Annotated in this window: 4 protein-coding genes and 1 pseudogene; 1 reads left to right on the top strand and 4 read right to left on the bottom strand. The window is 62.9% G+C overall.

All coding sequences use genetic code 11. The features are described from left to right. Positions 1-477: a hypothetical protein gene (locus V2J18_RS04150; protein ID WP_336131096.1), complete on the top strand. Its 477-nt coding sequence runs from the start codon at positions 1-3 to the stop codon at positions 475-477. A gap of 283 nt (positions 478-760) precedes the next feature. Here V2J18_RS04150 and V2J18_RS04145 read toward each other — a convergent pair whose 3' ends face one another. The 4 genes and pseudogenes from V2J18_RS04145 to V2J18_RS04130 all read right to left on the bottom strand — a co-directional run bounded on the left by V2J18_RS04145 (position 761) and on the right by V2J18_RS04130 (position 17,555). Then, complete coding sequence (locus tag V2J18_RS04145; protein WP_336133056.1) at positions 761-1,381, bottom strand: GGDEF domain-containing protein; 621 nt, start codon at positions 1,379-1,381, stop codon at positions 761-763. Then, a pseudogene (locus V2J18_RS04140) lies at positions 1,358-1,825 on the bottom strand (7TM diverse intracellular signaling domain-containing protein); the annotation flags it as partial. The gene V2J18_RS04145 and the pseudogene V2J18_RS04140, both read right to left, overlap by 24 nt. A gap of 869 nt (positions 1,826-2,694) precedes the next feature. Next, entirely contained in the window at positions 2,695-16,134 is a 13,440-nt protein-coding gene (locus V2J18_RS04135) for a PLxRFG domain-containing protein (protein WP_336131095.1), read from the bottom strand. Continuing rightward, the gene (locus V2J18_RS04130) at positions 16,131-17,555 is read right to left on the bottom strand and encodes a hypothetical protein (RefSeq protein ID WP_336131093.1); all 1,425 of its coding nucleotides are present in this window, start codon (positions 17,553-17,555) and stop codon (positions 16,131-16,133) included. Before V2J18_RS04130 ends, V2J18_RS04135 begins: the two co-directional genes overlap by 4 nt.

The raw sequence follows: 17,555 nt of genomic DNA, 5'->3' as shown, positions 1-17,555 counted from the left end.
ATGAAAGCTGTCTACTTCGTTCTACTCCTTGCGCTGGGCGCTCCTCAGGCATCAGTTGCCGCAAAGTGCAGCCTTTCTGAAGCGCAGCGAAGTTTGAGTTCAGTAAGTTACGTCGGTCCGATCACTAAGGAAGTTAGGGGCAAGGCGATAGACTTCAGTCGCTTTGTATTCCAAAACAATTCCAAGTCCAAAGTGAAGTTTGCCGCCTTCGATGGCGACGAACCTTTAGCGATTCATCCGCACTCAACTTATCTCGAAACCAACACGCCTGCTGGCTGGCGGCACGAAGATCCAACTTTGGACTCTTATCCCCCCGCTATCCTGAAGGCCGTACGTCCGGGCGACTCTTTCAGTTTCCTCATCGAGTCGCGCAAAGATCAGGCTACCGAGTTCAGACTGACATTGAGCGACCAAAGGAACTGCGAATATAAATCGCAGCCTTTCCGCTTCGAAGTTGGCAAGAAGGCCGCGAACTAGCATAGGCACCGGTCTCACGGTGAACATACTGGCTTCGGAGGTGTCAGGTCCGAAGCCTTTTTTTTTGACCGAGTATTCACCCGCGCCCCTTTTGTTCGTTCTGTTGCTGGGCGAACGTCGGATCGGTCGGTGGCCGGCATGCCGAACACGCGAGCATCCCGACGAATACGACACATACGACAAGGCATTTGACTGGCTTCATGGCGATTCCCCTTGGTTGTTCTGCTGAGACTATCGGGAATCACCGCGGCCGCTGAGATGCGCGGCGCATTCCGAAACGTGCCTACAGTAAAACACCCGTCACTGCATCGTGCGCAGTGACTCTGCCTCGCCCCGCCTCTTTACTTGCGTACAGCGCCGAGTCCGCACGTTTCAGCAAGTCTTGATAGCTTTCACCGGGTCGCAATTGCGCAACGCCCATGCTTAAGCTAATCGGGATGATTTGGCCGCCAATCGAGAGCGGGCTGTCAGTGATGCTGGAACGCAGTTGCTCGGCTCGTTTCGTTGCCTCCGCTAGGGGAGCACCCACGAACACCACTACCATTTCATCGCCACCAAATCGGCCACACAGGTCGTCGGCCCGCAGCCTGTTTCGCATCCGGAGTGAAACAATACGCAAGACTTCATCGCCTACGGCGTGGCCAAAGTCGTCGTTGATCTTCTTAAAGCGGTCTACATCAATAAAGACCGCCGACAAAGGTACGCCATTGCCATGGGCTGAAGCCACGGCGCTTTGTAGCGAATCTTCCATGGCGGCACGACTGAGCCCACCCGTCAATCCGTCGTAAGTCGCTCGATGTCGCGCAGCATCGCGGTCACGACTCAGTTGATAGAGCTTCAGAGAAAGGCCGGCCAGTAACCCTAGCCCACCGACCGTTAGCGACGCCGGATAAGCAAACTGCAACCAATCGTACATGGGCCACCAGCGCTGCAGGCTGCCTACCTTCACGACGAGTATCACCATTAGCGGGGACCAAGCCGCGAGTAACACGTACGCTTCGCGCTGCCTACGGCGAATGGCCTTCGTACCGGCGACGGCGACGGCCGCGATCACAACCAGAAGCACAAGATTCCCAACCATCGCCGTCGCATACCAAACTTGCACGGTCGATACCACCAACACCGCGCCAAGCAGGGCGCTGCAAATGTTGAGCAGGCGAGCAACGCCGGGCTGATGACTGGGTAAGCCCAGAAAGAAAATGAGGAAGCGCACACTCGCCAGCACAGCCGTTGTGCTCAGAAGGATGTTGGTGCGACGATCCATTGCGAATGCGGACAGCCACTCCGAGCTGCGGAACTCGCCCCCATCAATTGAGAGGCTGATCATTTGCGCGATCAGCGTAAGAGCGAGATACGCGTAACCTCACTGCCTGAGGCAGACCCAGAAGATGAGGGCCAGCGCGGCCACACCACCAAGAGATGTAAGAACGAACGTCCATATCCGGCCAAACTGAACATCTTGCTCATAAACTCTTGCCAACGGCATGACAGCCACTGTCGATGACACTTCATCCGCAGAGCTAACACGGAGATAGACCGACTCGCCAGCGCGTAGCCCATCGGACAAAGGAACAACGTGCGCGATCGACGAATGTGTGAGGTCTTTGTCGGGGCCATAGACAGACCGGCGAACTGGCTTTCGGTCACCTGGGCGCCAAACTTCCAGTTGCTTCCAGTACGGCTGGCTCAGTACTAGCTGGGGCGAACCTTGCGCCGATATATCGCGGACCGCAGTGAGCCGCCACCACCGAGGCGCTGTGGATTGAAGTTTTATTTCTGGACTAGGTAGCGCCAGAAACTGATCGCGATAGCGGCCCGACAGCACAGCCTCAGGTGACTGGTCTCTTGCGGTCCGGTTTAACTCGGACAACGTGAATGACGAAGCCTCATGGGCCCCTGCCGTAAATAGGGAGGCAAGCAGTATTACCATGACCTGCAACCCGCGGCGCAAAACCAACTCCATGTCCAGGTGGACTCCCCTATCTCACATAGGGAGAATATCGAGCCGGCCACGCCTAGAGGATGGATCGAGTCACGTTTCTCCGTCGGCCAAGAGGGGGCTGATCTTCGCGCCGGCCAAATTTGTGAGGTTTAGACAGTTACCAGCGTATTGGCCGCGATCCCGACCATTGGTCAGCCCCACTGCGCACGGACACGTCTTGCTATCCCGCGCCGAGCCGATTTAAGTATTTTCCGACGCGCTAACCACACCGAAACTTATCGTTCGGTTGCACCGTCCTGGCCTAATGCCCTCATCCTGCGCGTGACCGTAATGCCATGGTCCGCCATAGCGTCATGACGAGCGCGCATCTGCTGCGATCGTTGCAGCGTTTCTCGGGTGATCGCGTACGCCGAATTGCCTCGGTTGAACCACCGAATTTCGGCCAGCACCTCCTTCGCTCCGTCATTGTCCCGTTGCTTCACCGCCATGAAATAGCGATTCATGAGCTGTTGCCTACGTTTGTTCAGTCGCGCATCCGCTCCTTTCAACTCACTGTTCTTCTCGTACTGCTCGGCCACCGCAAGCGGCGACAACCCCAGCGCCTGAGCGAGCACGCCGGCCGGGGTTACGTCGGTGATGGACTGTCCGTCCAGTGTCGTTGCTCCCTCGCCGGCATAACGCAACGCGCGCAGGGGCGAGCGAACGAACGCCGGCACCATAGTCTCGATACCGCGCTCGATATGCCCCTCATGCACCTGCTGCAGGCCGGTAAACAGGTTCTTAGGGATCGCCATGGCCGCGCCCAGCACCTGCTCCATCCAGAAGAAGTAGGCGTCTCGGCCCTCCAACTCCCGATCCGGACTGCGGAACCACAGATTCGGTAGACCAATGCGTTCGGACACGTCCACGCCCAGCAGGCTTCCAGGCACACCACTGAGCAACAAGCGCGCCGCATCCTCGCCCAACAGCTCCCGAGTGCCGCGCGCGAACTGCTGCTCGGCCGTGAGCGGCTCATCATCGTCCTCAAACAACCCTGCCATCATGACCGCCAGGCCATAGAGCGGGACGCCCGTAACGCCAGCCATGAGGGCGTACATCCCCATCATGGCTCCCAGTTGTCGGCGGGCTTCGGCCCGCGCCTCCGGCGACTCGGCCCGGAAGGATTGATGCACGTCCCGGAATAAGCGGTAGATCAGGTTGACGTTGTAGTTGCGGAACACGAACAGCACCTTGGCCACGTCGCTCTGCATCCAGCGCGGGCGATTCGCCGCGGAGTAGTCGAAATGCACCTCGTAGGTCAGTTTGGCCGCTCGCTGTACCGCTGCGTCATGGGTATCCCCGGCCTCTCGGGCTAATCGGTACGCCGTCATGGAAGTGACTTCGCGATTGAAGCGCTCGGATTGATGAAATATCCAGCCCAGCTTACTCATGACCCGTTGGCGCACGGCCGAATACTCGACCCCCTTGTCGCCTACGCCGGCCAGGTCATGGGCCTGGGTCTTTTCCCAAACACCCATCTCGACGAAAGCTTTGGCCGCGTTCTGCTCGGCTGTAGTGAGCGCGGCACGCTCGATATGGCCCTTGCCGCGCGCGAAGTCCTGCGCCGCCTTGGTCAGCGCGCTGGACGCCTTACCGAACCCATATCGCGAACCAAGGATCGGCACCCCCAGCATCAAGGTTTGAGTGGCGTTGAGGAACAAGTGCGCCGGGTTCGCGCCCAGGTGGTACACGAAGGCGGCGCTGGTGGCTATTTGGGCGGCGGCGCCGCCTTTCGGGTTGAGTATGAACTCGTGGCGCTTGCGCAACTCGTTGACAAGCAGCATCCCACCGATCGGTGCGTGCTCTTTAGCTTGTTGCTCGGCAACGTCTAGCGCCTCACCCATCTCCAGGGCGTACTTCAACCGCGCGAGCTGGTAGCTTCCATGGAACATGGCGCTGCCGAAGGCCCGCAGCGCGTCCGCGTTATAGCCGGGCACCTTCTTCCGGTGGATAAAGCTCTTGCGCAAGCTCAGGTCGGGCAGACGCTCCAAATAAAGCTGATAGACCTCATCTCGCAGGAAATCGGGCGCACCCGCGTCGTCAAGGATTTGCTGAATGTCGGCGACAAAGCCTGGATCGATGGACTGCCGCAGGCTGGTCTTCTCGGCATCTACACCGGCCCGGACTTCCAGCCCTTGTTCACGCATCTTCTCGGCAAAGGCATCCAGTTCTGCCCGGCCTTCGAACTTGGAAAATCCAACCATGCGGCCGTCCCGCTTGACCACGGCGAAATAGCGGCCGAACCGCTTCAGCGGAAAATAGGGCGCGTCAACGCGTTGGGCTTCGAATTTCTCCCGCAACTTGATCACTTGCGCATTCGCACGCTGATTGGCTTTGCGAATGCTCGACGCGTGCAGGCGGGCCGCTCGCGTCCGTTGCTCTGCTTTCCCAGCATCGTCCAGCTCGGGATCTTCTTCGATTTCCTCCAGCCGATCTTCATACTCACGGTCCGCACGGTTTCGGTTGATCTGGATGGCCCGCTCCAAATTCTCTGCCAGCGCCTTTTCGATCAGCTTCATTTGCTCGGTGTAGGCATTGCGCACCGACACATACAACTCCTGCCCGTCGGTCGGTAGCGCATCGAAGCGACGTCGAAGCTCACGGTGTATCCGCACCTTTTCCGGATCTTTCTTGTAGGTCGCCTCCTTCAACGTGGGATCGACGCCGGCGACGGTGCTGTCGTGCATCAGGTCGGCCAAGGCCCGCGCCTGCGCGGTGGGCTCGCGGCGCACCAGCGCGCGCGCACCGCCGCCGGTTGCAAAGGAGAGCCATTTCTGCGCTATGGCATCGGTCTTGACGTAGCGCTGATGGCGATAGGCATCCAGCTGATAGCGCAATTCCAGATAGTGGCCGATACCTGGCATTTTTTTTGGCGCGAAGTCCGACAAGGCGTTCATCGGAATCGCGCCCAGCAACGCCGGCTTGAGATCGGTCAACTTGGCCGCGCCGCGCTTGGCAAGCCAGTCCTTCACGGATTCACGCCCTTCGTCCGACAACTCCAACCGAGAAGCCGAACGATTCGGGTCAGGACGACTGAACATCGGCAGTCCCGCGCGCGCCGCATCCTGCATGGCCGGTGTGAGATCGATCACATGAGAGCCTTCCTGCGCCTCACCGACCAGTCCGAACACGTGGCGACCGGCCCGACCATTGAAGCGTTTGGCCCACTGATTGATCGTGCTGGGAAGCAACTGGTCGTAGAACGTACCCAAGCCCTGCTCGCGACGCGCTTGGTTGGCATCGGTTCCCGCATAGCGAGCGGCTTGCTGCGCGCCCGATGTCCAGGCGATCCGATCCATCCCATGATCCACTGCCCAGCGCACCATTCGCTTGAAGACCAGCAGCGACCAGTCGGCGGCGTTCTTCATCGGGGCATCTGGCACGCCATCCCAGCCCGGTTGAACGCGTTTGTGCAGTTCCTTGCGCCGTCGCTGTTCATCCGGCGTCAATACCTCGCTCGCTCGCAGCCGCTGCACCAGCGACCGGTACTCGGCTTCCTCAGCGGTATCGGGGCCGCGCGGCCGATAGCCTTCCCGCCGCCCTTGCTGATGCCAGTCCGACTGAATTTCTTCAATGAACAAAACCGAGCGGCCTTCCGAATCGACACGCTCGTTAAACCGCACGTGCGCCAGGATGTTGGTGTCTTGAGGAAAGTGGCCTGAGAAATACTCGTGCTCAGCGGCGTCGTCCAGTTCAATCCGCTCCACATTGGACAACGTATTGTAGGGACGCTGCTGGAGCGCGCGAATTCGTTGCTGCTGCCCGGAAGTAAGACGTCGCTGGGTGACCGGTAGCCTCAGCAATAGCTCCCGATAGCGCTCACCCTCCTTCGACGAATACTCCTTGAACAATTCCTTGAGCTTGCGATAGCCGCCGTGGTGCATCTCAATGTTGCTGGCGGCGTGGTACGCCGCTTCGTCAACCAGCCAGTAAAAGTCATCGGCCGGCACCAAGACGCCGGGGTTGTCTTTGTGCTGCAGTCGTTTGGAGCGACGCGGATCATCCCGAAGCCGGACCACCTCAAATCCGTGCTTAGCCAGTTTGTCGGCATCGGCTTGCAGTGCCGCGGGTACCTTGACCTTTTCCCACTCTGACGGTCCGAGCGGCTTAGACAGGTCGAACAGCACGGTTTCGTGCAATACCAGTTCGTTGAAATTTACGTAATCTGCCAACTCTTGCCGCGTGGTTTTGTCGCGGGCGGCCAACCACTCGTCGACCCCGGACCAATCACGCTCACCTTGGCGAAACTCGCCCCGACGTTGCGCGCCATCCAACCACTGTTGCCATTGCCTCGCTGCGGCTACCTTGGGCGCCCCTTTGGCGTTGCGAACCGACTCGGTGAACGCCGAGTAGAAACGCGGTGCCGGCCTGGACCAGGCTGGAGCCTCGGCGAGCCGTGCCGCACGGGGGCGGGCACCGTCGCGTACATATCGCGCCGCCTGTGCGATCAGTTGCCGTAGCTCAGCGGCACTGAATGCTACATCGAACCCCAGCGCGCGCAGAAAGCGGCGCAGGGCAGCAATCACACGATCAATGACGCTGTTACGGATTCCCTTCTCGGCCATGACCGCAATCGCCTCACGGGTGGCGATTCCGCGATTGGCTCCGCGATAGCGGCGATCGATCTCAGCGAACAAATCCGCATACCGGCCACTCGACCGCATCGTGTCCACGGTGGATTCCAATTGCCCCCACAGGACCGGCCCGGTGATGGCCTCGATGCCGTAGTGGCCAATCGCTTCGTGGGCCAGAACGGCTTTGGCTCGCTCGACGTCGGTCAGATTGGCCGCGACGAGATAAACCGTACTCTCGCCATCGTAAAAGCCTTCCGCGTCCGCATAGCCGGCCTGGGATTGAGCGGACGCTGGCAGGTCACCCCCCGTCTCGACCACGATCACGCGAGGGGCCGCGCGCGACCAGCCCGCGATGATCGGCGCGATCGCTCGACGGACCGCCACCGCTGGCGTCCCACGTTCGACCGGCCGCCGCGGACGGCTGAAAGCCCCTGTCGGCGCAGGGTCGCCATCAACCGCCTGCTTGCCCGCCCGCAACGCGGCCACGACCTTCTGGAACCGCTCGCGCTTGCCGTCCAGTTCGCCCTGCTGCGGAAATCCGCGCGTCATTTCCTCGCTGGCCTGCTTGGCCTCGCGCTCAAACTGCTGAACCCGAGCTTCCGCCTCGGCGACCAGACGATCAGAACGCTCAATCATGTTTTCCAAGCGACTGACGTAGCCACCGGGCGTGATGCCCTCCCGTCCAAACTCCGTCTGGCCGACCGTGAAGTCGCCTACCTGCAAGGTCACTCGGAAGGCATCGCCCCGGTGATCCACCCAGATGTCTGCCCCTCGGAAGCTGCCGGCGCGAACCGGGCCGTCTGCCGAGGTAGCCCGCTTGAAAGCGGCCAGCACGGGTTCGGCCTTAACGCCTTTTCTCTCGTCAAAGGTGCGCTCGCCCAACGTCAGCTCAAAGGGGCCGTCACGGTCCAGCTGGTCAACGGCTCGGCGGGTGCGATCCCGGTCGGTGTAGCTGTAGTGGTTGCCGGCATTGAACTTACGGACCACGGCTTCCATCTGGTGGATCGACCGCTTATGGGAGCGCTCCTGCGCCTCCAGATTGCGAACCTCCGACCGCAACCGCACCGATTCCAGAATCAGGGGGTTGCCCGACGCGGAGCCCTTCATCTCGGCCGCGTTGGCGGCCTCGCTGGTCACGTCCTCGATTTCGCGCACGCTGGCATCGCCTGCGCGGAACGACTCGATCCCACGCGCCTTGCGCTCCAGAATCTCCCATTGCCGCGCGTCGTAGGTCTGCTTGGTCGCGTAGCGCAGGATCTCGATCTCGAAGCCGTCTGGGTCGACCTCGTAAAACTCGTTGCCTTGGCGGACGATGCGCCCTTCGCGCTGTTCCAGGTCGGACGGCCGCCAAGGTGCGTCCAGATGGTGCAAGGCGACCAGCTTGCGCTGCACGTTCATGCCCGCGCCCATCTTCGCCGTCGACCCCATGAGCACCCGAATGTCGCCGCGATTTACCTTTGCGAACAGGTCTGCCTTGCGCTGGTCGGTGGCGAAGTCGTGGATAAAGGCGATTTGTTCAGCGGGGATACCCTGTGCGATCAACTTCGCCTTCAAATCGTCGTAGACGCTGAACCGGCTTTGGTCTGCCAATAGCTCATCCAGGCTGACCACCGCCTGAGATGCATCGGCTTCTGCGTCCCCTGCTTCGTCGGCGGCACCGCCTTCCTTGGCTTCTTGCTCAGCCTCCCAGCGCGCGACATAGGCGTCGATATCCTCAGAGGCAATCGCCTCGGTCTCGAACCTGCGTTGCCACTGCTCACGATCCTTGGCCAGCCTGGCATTGGCCAGATCAATCACATCCTGCCGTTTCGACTCACGGGCGACCGTTGCGCCCGAGCCCGCATCAACGATGAGTTGGATGTTCCGAATCTTGCGTAGGAAGAACACGCGCTCCGGCCAGGCCGACAGCGCGACCTTCACCCCATCCACGTGCTCCAAGTGCCCGGCATCGTTGCGCACGAACCACGTCGGTCCCTTTGCCTGCGCTGCCTCAGTCGCCCGGCCCCGCGCCGATGCCGGCACCGACAGATCACAAAACACCAACTGGGTGCCACGCCGGGCTTTGTTCCCCTGCCATATCCGCACGATGTTGCCGGCGGCGACATTGATCTTGGATTCGGCGAAGTCGGGAGCCGACGGATCGACTAGGCGATAGTCCAACCCGGCCTTGCGCGCATCGCCCGTCGCTTTGAGGTGGTTGTCGATGCTCGGGTCTTTAGGCATGTTCTCCATGCGCCCGATGATCGAATCGCGCGGATACCGCTCCTTGGGCGTCCCCGTCTCCGGGTCCAGCATCGGCTGACCGTTGCCATCCAACTGTTGCTCCGGGATGCCGATGTATGCCGCTTGCAACGGCGAGCGGGCTACCACGATATTCTGCGGGCCGCCGGTCTTGATCTTCGGCAGCGGGAACCGACGGCCTTGCGCCTGCGCGTCGCGAACCAGATCCGCTCGGGTTACGGTATCGGCGAACTGTCGCCACATCGTGCGCAGCTCCGGCAGGTTCGCGAATTTGCTGAAGCGCTTCTTCTCTTTGAACCGCCCCGCCGCATCCATTTCCCAATCGGTGACCATCGCGCCGAACGTGCTCGACCACGCGTCGAACTGGGTGACGTTGAGCTGGCTCAATGCGCCGTACTGAAGGTAACGCTGGAAGTGGTAGACCTCCGACAATGTGTTCGACACGGGGGTGCCGGTCAGGAACACGCGGTTCTTACCTTGGTTGACCCCTTCCAAATAACGCATCTTCACGAACAGATCGAAGGCCTTCTTGGAGCCCTCGGGACTGCCCAGGCCGGCGACGTTGCGCTGGGTGGTGACGAAGAACAAGTTCTTGAACTCGTGCGCCTCATCGACCACCAAGGCGTCCACTCCCATCTCCGCGAAGTCCAGCAGGTCATCGCGGCTGCGCTCGGAGATGCGGTCCAGACGCTCGATGATGCGGTCCTTGCGCTTTTGAAGCTGCTTGAACGACAGCGAGTTCTTACCTTCGCTCGCCCGGATCGCATCCAGGGCTTCGCCGATTTCCTGCACTTCGGCCTTAAGAATGTTCTCCTCTGCGTCGGCAGGCAGCGGGATAAAGCCGAACGAGGAATGCGCGACAATGACCGCATCCCACTCACCAGTCGCGATGCGGCCGAACAGTTGCCGCCGCTTGCCGCGTTCAAAGTCCTGACGGCTGGCGGCCAGGACGTTCGCGCCGGGGTAGAGCCGCAGGAAGTCAGCCGACCATTGGTCGACTAGATGGTTCGGCACCACGATCATCGGCTTTCGCCACAGGCCCAGGCGACGCATCTCCATGACGCCCGCGATCGATGCGTAGGTTTTGCCCGCACCTACGACATGCTCGGCCAGGGCCACGCCGTCCTGAATCATGCGGTAGGCAAATCCGGACTGATGCGGTCGCAGCTCGCCATTGGCTAATATGCCGCGCGCCATGCCCGGGAAGCTCATGTGGGCGCCATCGAAGCCCCGCTCCACGTTCGTGTTAAAGGTGTCGTTGTAGTGCCGAGCCAGGCGCTCGCGTCGGTCCGCGTCTTTCCAGATCCAGTCGCCGAAGGCCTGCACCAGTTCGGCCGCCTTGCCTTGGGCCGCTGCCGTCGCCTCTTTGTTGAGGATGGGCGGCTGATCGCGCGAGCTGCTGGCGTCATAGACCGTGATCGGCTTATTCATCATCAACGCGGCCATCAACTTCTCCGCGCCCATGCGGTCGGTGCCCCATCGGTCGTGGTTGAGCACGCGGTTCTGACTCTTGACCTGGACCACCCACTGGCCCAATGCCGCGACATGCTGCCCACTCAAAGCGCCTTCAAAGGTCTCCTTTGCGAACGCGGCGTAGTCGCTGGTGGGAATCCACGGCGTGCCAAGCTGGACGAAGATGTCGGCGGGGTCTACATGGGCCGGCTGCACCCTCTCCAGGGCATCAACGTTGCGGCGGTACTTGCGGTCTGCCTCGGCTGCTGCGCGCGCCGCCACCAATTTGGCCTTCACGTTGCCCGACAGGTACGCGTCGGACGGTTCCACCGTGCCGTCTGGGAGCGCGTAGGCCAGATCGCCCAACTCGCGCATGAGATCATCGGCGGTCGTATTGGGATACAGCGCGCGCATGAAGTCCATATCGATGCGTCCACGCTCGTTCAACGAGGCGAGCATCGCGCTCTTGGCGTCGCTGACCTTCGTCACCGGCTTGACCGGGTACTGCACGCGCTTGCTCAGCAAGTCGGCCTTGCGCGCCGACTCCGGCCGCGCGGTCGTACCGGCCTTCTTCGCGGCTTCGCGCGACACACCCCGGTCGTAATCGCGTTCCAGGCTCAGCAACAGCGGCGCGTCCGGATCGGATCGGAAGGCGCGCTTATTCGCATCGCGTGACAGTAGGCCCGATACCTTCGTGAACGCGTCGTAGACCCGATTCAGTTCAACGCGAAGGTCCGCGACTTCGGCGTCGGTGCTGGTCTCGAGCAATTCCGCGGCGAGCAACCGCCGCATCGCATCGCGAATACCAACCATGCCGCGGACACGCTGGGATTCGGTGGCCTTAAGACCGGCGTCGACCTGAGTCTTCTCGCCGTTGTGATCGGGCTGGCGCTGGCGCAACGTGCCATCGGCATCGACGTAGTAGCCGTAGACCTTGACGTGATCGCCGGGCGCAGTGGCAGGCATTGCGGCCGACTCCGCATCCCGCGCGCCCTGCTCCATCTGCTCGATGGGGATGCCGGGCGGGAGGTACACCGCTTTGGGCAACTTAGACACCGCCACGTCCAGAGCACGGCCCAGGTCCACGCCCTGCCACGCCGCTAGCACCGCACCTTGCGCTCCATGCGTCGTGTGCGTGCTCCACACCATGCGACCCAACATGCGTTGCGGACGATCGCGGTAGTAACGGTTCAACGAGAACGATTGTCCTGCTCGCTCATCCCGCGCTTGCTCCACCGGCACCCAATCTTCCGGATTGGATTCCACGCCTTCCGCCAACCGCTGCAAGAAAACAATGTCGGTGGTTACATTGGTTCCAGCGTTCTTGGCGAACGCGGTTTGCGGCAACCGAATCGCGCCAAGGAATCGTGCCCGCTCGGAGACCCACTGGCGCGTCGTCTTCGTGTTCGCATCCAAGAACGAATTGGACACCACCATCGCCAGCAGGCCACCCGGCCGCAGCGCCATAATCGATTTGGCGAAGAAATAGTTGTGGATGCTGAAACGCGACAGGTCCGGGTACTGCGGGTCATGGACGGACTGCGCGCCGAACGGCGGATTGCCGATGACAAGATCGAAGCTTTCGGGCACGACCCGCAGTTCGTGGAAGCCACGAACCTGCACGTTAGATCTGGGGTACAGCAGGCGCGCAATGCGCCCGGTGATCGGGTCCAGCTCCACGCCAGTTCGCTGGGTCACGGCGCGTATGGACGCGGGCATCCGGCCGAAGAAATTGCCGGTGCCCAGGCTCGGCTCCAGCACACGGCCGTGCGTGAACCCGAGCCGCACCACCGCGCTCCACATCGCATCGACGACGTTGCGGGCGGTGTAGTGTGCGTCTTGCGTGGACCGACCGGCGGCGGCCAACTCCTCGGCAGACAATGCCGCTGCTAGGTCGGCCACGCGTTGCTCCCACCCCTTCTTGACCGCTCCGGTAGTGGGATGTTGAAACGCCTGCGGCAGACCGCCCCAGCCGACATAGCGCGCCAGGGCCGATTGTTCCTCCGGCGTCGCCGGCGTGCCGCGTGCCTCAACGGCCTTCAGTACCGCAATGGCGTTGAGGTTGTGGTTGAATTTCTTGACATCGCCGACGCCCTGGAACTCCAGTTCGTCGGTCAGGTTGAAGTCCGCAGGAGCGGCTACAGCTTCAGCGGCAGCCCGGCCATTTCCAAGCACTCGCTCGGCGTCAGATGCAGGTTCGTCAGCCGCGTCTCGCAGGCGTCTTCCAACGCGTGTCGGTGTGTCTTCTTCAACAGCGGCACGAGTTCGCCGCTTTCCACGAGTGCCCGAAATTTCCTCGGACTTCCCACGTACCAGATCTCCAGCAGATTCCACACGTCCAGAATCGGCAGGTCGCTCGTGTTCAGCGCCTGGAAGTTCTCCCGGCCGATCGCTTTGATGACTTGATTCAGGTAGTTCCCCATCGCGCTGCTCCTTGGCCTTCGGCGCCGAATCATAAACTGCCGGCGCATTTGTAGGCGGCCCGGCCGGCGTGACCGCTTCCACTTTGTCGTACCGCGGTTTCGTAGCCGAAGCTGCGACGGCCGGGGGCGCATGCGTGTTCGAACCGGTTGGCTTGCGCACAGCCACCAGACCGCCACCGCGCGACACCAAATCGAAGTCGTCGGGCGATTGACCGTGCTGCTCGATGGCCGCCAGCGCAGCGCGACGTGAGCGGAATCCTACGTTTTCCGCAGACGTGGCGCCCTTGCGGCTAATCTCCCGCAAGTCCTTCCACGTTTCCCGCGCGCGACTGCCGTCTTGATCGAGGTTATCGCGCAGCACCGAACGCCCAAGCCTGCGCTTACCGTCCACGTTATAAGTCGGCAACATGGCGCGGGTGCCGTTCAGATCGGCGGCGCGCACGCGGTGCGAATCGCCGTATACATCGCGCACGCGTACAAACTCGCCAGAAGAGGCGGGGACGGCGCCTGCAGACGCTTCCGACCGAACAGTCTTACTCGGCGCTTGCGCAGCGACCACCGGCACAGTCGCCGTGGCCGGCGGCGTATCATCAGGCGGCGAAGCGGTCTGCGTCGCACCGCTATTGTCCGCTGTGACGAAGCTGGAGTCGGTCGGGATCGATGCCGCTGGTGGGATCTCACTCGCAGGCTCTGTCGCCGCCGAAGCGTGGCTTGCCGCCATGTTCTCGCCCTGCACATCCGCCAACGCAGTATCGGGAGCCTGGTGCTCAAGCGCGGCGGCGTCTGTCGCAGGCGATGACGACGGCGCGCTGACCGTCTGGATGTCCTCGTCGGTCGTGGCCACGGCCGCGGGGGACGGGTTATTCGAAAGCTGGGAAGCCGTATCCGCTTGTACGCTCGACGGAGCGGCGGACGTTGCCGGCTGCTGCGCGCGTGTAGCCCGTATCGCGGCGTCTTCGGCATTCACTCGCTTGCGACGCTCCACCAACACTTCGCTGCGCAGTTCGCCCATCTGGCGCTTGTTCAAGCCAAATGCCGCCACCAACTGCTCGGTCTTCGGCAGTGGGCCACGGTCGGCTTGGGCGGCCAGATACTCGCGCACGCGCGTGACCGTGGCTAGATCGGGAGTGACCGGCGCGCGCGGGGGTTCGGCAGGCAGCGCGTTGCGTGATTCCGCACCTCGATTCGGCATTGCGGTGTCGCGTTGCGGGGCGGCGGAGCCGCGCCAATCGCCCACCGCGCGACGCGACTCAAAGCCTCGCGTCGGCGGAATCGTGCCGGGTTCCGTCTGAGCGCTATCAGTCGCCCCTTGGAGAGCGCCCTGTTCTGCGGCGACATTGATCGCGCGCGACAACGGGCCATTGTTCGGATCGGGAAGACCGGTCGTCCCGTCGAACGCAGCGGGATTGAGGTATCCCTTTCGTGGCCCGCCTTGGATAGACAACCGCCGCAGGGGGCGCTGCGACGGCGAGGTCGCAGAGTCGCTCTCGTTGGGGGCCGCACCCGGATGCGCCGCGCGCGCCTGATTGACGTCTGCCGTGAGTCCCGTGCTTTGACGGCTACGCACGAACTCTGCGTCCGCCTGCTGTTGCTGGAACGTCTGCGCCGCCGTGACGGCTTCACCCGCCTCGTTGATCGTGATGTCCGGGGGCGGCAATGCCAGGGGCGGCGGCATGCCCGGTGCGAGCGCCTGTGGTCTCAGCTTTCCATTTTCACCCGACAACGGCTCCAACTCGCCCATTGGCCCGCCATCGACCAACGCATCGACATTAGGGATGGCTGCGGAGTGGAACGGCCGGGCCGGATTGACGTTGCCCGCGAGATCCACTGCTTGGCGGCGGCGTATGAAATCGACGTCCGCTTGCTGTTGTTGGAAGGCTTGGGCCGGCGTGATGGCCTCGCCAGACGCATCGACCGAAATCACAGGAGATGGCAGCGCGAGCGTGGGCGCGTTCGGCGGCTGACCTTCCGGCACCGATCGACGCACGCCACCGGCCGCACCCATGACGCCACCGCCCAACGCGCCGGCCGCGATGTTCTCGATGTAGTCGTCGGTCGCCTCGGCGCCGGTCAGGTCGCGCTGTGCGCCCCAACGCTCCAATGCGGCCTGGACGCCTTCAGTGCCGCCTTCCGTGATCGCGCCTTGCGTTGCACCCGCCAGCAACCGGCGGGTGACACGCGGGCTGCTGGACGCGCCCTTGAGCAAACGCCCCACGCCGATTCCTTCCGCGGCGCTGTCCACCGCGCCCGCGACAGCGCCTGCGCCCAGCGCGCGCCAGGCGTCGCCTGCATCGAGCCCCTCCCCAGCTTCGGCCGCGTCGTCGGCGCGGCCGGTGTACGCGATGCCGGCTTCCTGCGCAGTGTTCAACCCCAATCCTGCCAGGGTCGCGCCGCCGACCTGTTGCAAGCGGCGTTGCAGCGCGACTTTGCCCGCCGCTTCGGCTGCCTCGCGTGCGATGCCCTTGCGCATCTGATCGGCGACCAGCGACTCGACCGACTCCGTAATCAGCCGCTTGGCTGCTCCACGCGCAACCAGGCCACCCACGGCACCAGCCGCCGTGCCGGCACCGGGTGCGGCGCTGCCGATCGCGGCGCCGGCCGCCGCCGTGGCCAAGCTCTGCAGGGCCTGACCGCCGAAGTTGCCGAGCACATCGCCGGCCCATTCGCCTGCGCTGTCGTCGCCCGCCAACACGCCTTTGAACGTGGCTTGGTTCTGGAGCGGCTGAACCTGCTCGCGCTCGATGCGCTGGTAGTTCGCCAGCGTACTATCGCGCCACTCGTCGGCGCCGACTGCACCGGCCAACGCCGCGCCGGCACCGTACAAGAGGCTCTGCGTTTCCGGCAGGCTGCGCTTGAAGCCGCGCGCGGCGGCGCTCAGAAACCCGGTTGCGGGTTGTTTCGGTGTCGGCGGTGTGGCCGCGGGCGAAAAGGGGTCCACCACCCCGGTTGTCGCCGGAGTGTCGAAGGGGTCAATCAAATCGGTCATGGGGTGCCGTACTTACGCTGATAGAACGCGGTCAACTGCGCGTCGGTGGCCGAGGGGTTGGCTTTGCGGGCTTGTGCGAGAAACTGATCCAAGCTCGGCTTGCCCGTCGCAGCTGCCGGCGCTGGCGCCGCTGCTACCGGTGGCGCGAATAGCGCCTGCGCGCGCGTATCCAACGCGGCGAGCTGCTGCGCGCGCTGATCTTCATCGAGCGACAAACTGTCCAAAACGGCCTTTTGCTGCTGGCCCAAATAGTCCAGTTGATCTTTTGGAGTGATCTGCCCACCCGCGTCGGCCTTGACAACTTCCTGCACGGCGTGGCCGCCGGCGTCGGTGATTGGGGTGAAGCTGCCGTCCTGGCGCAATGCACCGGTTCGGCCGTCCGCCGTATTGAGAGTGCGCAAGACGCGTTGGCCTTCGACGGCCTGTTGCTGCTGCGCCGCTGCGCTTTCGAATTCCAGCCGGCGAGCGTCCTGACGACGCTGTGCAAACGCCTCGTTGGCGAGGTTCTGCGCGCTGGCTCCGGATTGCAGCAGGCCATTCGCGGCTTGCTGCCCGCTGGCGCTGGCTTGGTTCATCGCGCCCAGCTGCCCGAACAACGCCTGCGCGGCGGCGGCGCGCGAACTCGGCCGCCCCTTGTTCTGATAGCTGCCCTGTGAAATCTCAAAGCGGCGCATCAATTCCGCCTCGGGACCAAAGCCATCTGTCACCATCGAACCCGCATCCGCGCGTGTCTGGAGTGCGGCGACGCGCGCGCCTTCCAACGCACCGCCGGTCGTATCGGCGACGCGCGGCGCGGTCGAAGGCGGCGCCACCATCGCGGGCGGCAAGGTACGTTGAGGCACCGCCGTCGCCTGTGAGCTCAACAGACCCGGTACGGCGCGCGTGATTCCGTTCGCGCCCGTGAACGTGTTCGCATCACCGGGCCGCAACTGCGGTGCATTAGGCAGCGCAGAGGCAGCGCTCGCACTGCGGTTGCCTGGGTCGGTGGACGCTGGGGCAAGGGCGGCGTTGGCGACGGGCAACCCTCGGGATGGCGCGGCGACCGGAGCCCCAGCGCTGCGCAACAATGTTTGTGTCTGCGTCCGATTCGTAAAGTCGCGGTACTTGCCGGCCATCTGCTGTAATGGCGCGGCATAGGCTTGCTTTGCAGCCTCCGCTTGCGCCAGCTGGCCGTCCAGTTGCCGCAGCGCACGCGCACCATTGGGCACCTTGGAAATTTCATAAGGCGCTTGAAACTCGTTGCGCGGCACGATCAGTTCCGGCCTGGCCGTTTCCTCCAAACGCCTACGTGCGCCGGTAAGCGTTTGGGTGCGCTGCGAGGCGGCATCGAAGCCGCTTCGCAGCTTGCCGTACTCGGTGTTGAGTGTGTCCAGCTCGGGATTGGGCGCACGACGGCGCGGGGGTGTGGGGTTCTCGGCCAC

Source organism: Lysobacter firmicutimachus (genome assembly GCF_037027445.1).
GTDB lineage: Bacteria > Pseudomonadota > Gammaproteobacteria > Xanthomonadales > Xanthomonadaceae > Lysobacter > Lysobacter firmicutimachus.
Note: the sequence above shows the minus strand (reverse complement) of the source record. Positions and strands in the feature narration are given on the sequence as shown.

Excerpts from the sequence above, each read along its gene's own strand:
- V2J18_RS04135 (WP_336131095.1), bottom strand. The coding sequence starts at position 16,134 with ATGACCGATTTGATTGACCCCTTCGACACTCCGGCGACAACCGGGGTG.
- V2J18_RS04150 (WP_336131096.1), top strand. The coding sequence starts at position 1 with ATGAAAGCTGTCTACTTCGTTCTACTCCTTGCGCTGGGCGCTCCTCAG.